The organism is Streptomyces sp. SA15 (genome assembly GCF_002291145.1).
Lineage (GTDB): Bacteria > Actinomycetota > Actinomycetes > Streptomycetales > Streptomycetaceae > Streptomyces.
Genome location: NZ_NTGE01000146.1, coordinates 1 through 1,604, shown reverse-complemented (window position 1 = coordinate 1,604; position 1,604 = coordinate 1). Strand labels below are relative to the sequence as shown.

Genomic DNA, 1,604 nt, shown 5'->3' with positions numbered 1-1,604 from the left:
GCCGGTCGAGCGCGGCGTCGCACGACTGAAGTCCTGGCGGATCTTCCGCAGGGCACGATGCAGCCCGAATCGAATGTCGTCAGTCGCCGCGGCCATCCTCACCCTGGAGCGGCTCCGCTGAAAACGCTCAGTGCCTCCGCCGGGGCGCGCGTCGTGCTCTACACCTGCACCATCGACTCGGCGATCGCGTCCAGGACGCTGACCGTCCTGCGCACCTTCGCCTCCGCGCAGGGCTGGACGGCCGTTCATGAGGCGTATGACCTGGCGCCGCTCGGCAGTCCGCGCCAGCGCCGTACCGGCTGGCGAGCCATCGAGCAGGCCTTGACCCGCGCTGACGCCAGGGGGTTTGTCGCCCGTCCGAGCAGGAGATCGCCTGCCACCCCGCGGACCGTGCCGCACTGCGCGGCTGGATCATCGACCTCCCGGCGTTCGCCGTCTACCCCCGGCCCGGAGCGGCTCGCTCCGCCGGCCCCGCCCCCGTGTGGTCCAGCTCGTACGCCCTGGTCCCGGTGAGCGTGCGACAGCTGATGGGGACGGCCCGCAGCCGGCTGGCCCTCACGCAGTGGTCCGGAGACATCGACTCCGCCGTCGAGGCGCTCGCGCGCCTGGCGTACAACGCCGTCGTCCACGCACAGCCCACCAACGGGGCAGCGGCCCAAATGAACGTCCACCTCACGTTCACCGAGCAGGGAGGCCTGCTCATCGACGTCGAGGACCCGAACCCCGGCTTCCCCGACGCGCAGGCGGCCCTCCGGGGTGAGAAGGGCCGCGGCTTGCGCGCGAGGCCCGCCAACTCGGCGCGCACCTTGAGTGGTTCCTCGCCGCCGACGGACGCAGCAAGACGGTCCGGGCCACCCTGCCACGGGGGGCGGTCTTCGCATGACCCGCCTGCCGGGCGGCTGGCGCCAGCGGTGCCCGCAGCTCCTGACCATCATGGCGGTCGCCGCCTTCATCATCCCCATCGTCATCACTACGGAAGTTGAGACCTATGGCCGAGGTACCGGAGCAGCCGCCGCAGAAGCAGTTCCCACCCGCGATCCCCAGGCGCCGCGCTGAATGCGCTCCCGATCTCACGACCAGCCCTCCGAGGTGAACCTCTTCGGCGTGTGGCACGGGGAAAAAGTCGACCGGCGCTTCGATCCGGGCCGACCGCACCGTATCGGCCCTCGGTATTGGTGGGCTCTCCTATTCAACTGTCGCCAGTTCAACGAGGAACCCAGCCTGCTAGTGACGGTGTGTAGCCGCCAGCCGCGTATCTCCATGCCGGCCCTGGTGTCCTCGGCGCGCGCCCGCAGCCGGGGCAGGACGTCGGCGAACCAGCCTCGCCCGTTCCTGCACCGGGCCTTCACGCGTGCCGATTCGCTAACCGCCGCGAGTTCGCATCAGATGCAATTGGCGGCAGATGGAACAACGGAACAGCCATTAGCGCTAAGACGTCGTTTCTTATGGCGTGGTCGTTCGTTGAACCGTGCATGATGGATCTGGTTGAGCGGCTGGTGCCGGAGGAGTTGTGGGTGCTGTTCCGGCGGGTGGTGCCGCCGGTGGAGGTGAAGCGTCCGCAGGGCGGGGGTCGGCGTCGGGCCGGTGATCGGGAGACGCTCGCC

Annotated in this window: 1 protein-coding gene and 1 pseudogene; both read left to right on the top strand. The window is 69.7% G+C overall.

The window, feature by feature from the left end; translation table 11 throughout:
* Window positions 1-121: pseudogene (locus CLM62_RS33635) on the top strand (IS5/IS1182 family transposase); the annotation flags it as partial.
* A gap of 758 nt (window positions 122-879) precedes the next feature.
* Window positions 880-1,056 (top strand): hypothetical protein, encoded by a 177-nt coding sequence (locus CLM62_RS50355; protein ID WP_179382340.1) that lies wholly within the window; start codon window positions 880-882, stop codon window positions 1,054-1,056.
* Window positions 1,057-1,604 lie beyond the last annotated feature (548 nt).

What these genes read in the sequence shown, in the direction of transcription:
- CLM62_RS50355 (WP_179382340.1), top strand. Translation starts at nt 880, where the DNA reads ATGACCCGCCTGCCGGGCGGCTGGCGCCAGCGGTGCCCGCAGCTCCTG.